Raw genomic sequence first — 1144 nt, 5'->3', positions numbered from 1 at the left:
GGTACACAACGAACCTCCCACTCGACGCGTGTATGCGCGACGAAGTGATGTTCGTCTGGGGCTACGACGGCGAGGACTTGCCGGCAGACCACGGTGGTCCGCTTCGCGTCGTCACCCCACACAAGTACGCCTACAAGGGCGCAAAGTGGGTCTCGGGCGTCGAGTTCCTCACCGAACCCGAACGCGGCTACTGGGAGAAGCGCGGGTACTCGAACACCGCGAACCCGTGGAACGAAGAGCGGTATAGTTAGAGAGCCGTTTTCAGGACGCTCACCTGCTCTCGCGGATGAGTGCTGCGCACCGTTCGGCGTGCGCGAGGAACGGAATGTGCCCGGCATCGACGGTTTCGAACCGCGCGTCTGGTATCAACTCGACGCCGCGGCGCACGTCGTCGGGTCGGCCCAGCGGGTCGTGGTCGCCCCAGATGACCGTCGTGGGTTGCTGGACGGCCCGCAACTCGTCGTCGCGGATGCGGTTCGGCCTGCGCCAGCCACGAATCGAGATGAGCGCGTCGAATTCGCTTCGGCCCGCGAGCGCCGACTTGGGTGCGGCTTCGTGGGCAGCGACGGCCCGAACGAACGCCGGATGGTTCCGGATGGCGTCTCGTTCGCCAAACACGGCCGCCATGTCGTAGACACCGGCTTCGCCGGACTTCTGGACTCGTCTGATGATGCCACCGAGCACAGGCACCGTCAGCACCCTGAACGGGGTCGGTGGGCGCGTTCCCGGGAATCCCGGCACGGACCCGACGATGAACAGTCGCCTGACTCGCTCGGGGTGTATTCCCGCGAACAGGATGCCTGTGTGTCCGCCCATGGAGTGCCCGACGATGTCGGCACGTTCGACGCCCATCTCGTCGAGGACCCCTTCGAGAACGTCGACGACTGTCTTTCGCACGTTCGATTCGGTGTAGACGAACCCGTCGCTCAGGCCGTACCCCGGTCTGTCGAACGTGAGCATACGGGTTCCCTCGAACTGGCCCATCAGCGGGGCGAGAAACGCACCGAACGCCGCCGTCCCGTGGACGAACACCAGTGGTGGGTCGTCACCTGATGGGCCCGATTCCAGTACGTGAGTCCGTACACGAGGTGTTTCGAGTTCGACGAACCGCGACTGTACGTCGAGTCCTGAGGTTTCGAGCAGT

Annotated in this window: 2 protein-coding genes; one reads left to right on the top strand and one right to left on the bottom strand. The window is 64.5% G+C overall.

Going from position 1 to position 1144, the window contains the following annotated elements; translation table 11 throughout:
• Window positions 1–251, top strand: a 251-nt coding sequence (locus AUR66_RS00180) for a molybdopterin-dependent oxidoreductase (RefSeq protein WP_157532942.1), incomplete at its 5' end; no start/stop codon positions are given.
• 19 nt (window positions 252–270) lie between these two features.
• Here the strand turns inward: AUR66_RS00180 and AUR66_RS00175 are convergent.
• Window positions 271–1144 (bottom strand): alpha/beta fold hydrolase (locus tag AUR66_RS00175; RefSeq protein ID WP_058570519.1); only part of this gene is annotated, 874 nt, incomplete at its 5' end.

It is taken from the genome of Haloferax profundi (assembly GCF_001469865.1).
Lineage (GTDB): Archaea > Halobacteriota > Halobacteria > Halobacteriales > Haloferacaceae > Haloferax > Haloferax profundi.
The sequence above is the reverse complement of the archived record's forward strand: the minus strand, read 5'-3'. Positions and strand labels throughout refer to the sequence as shown.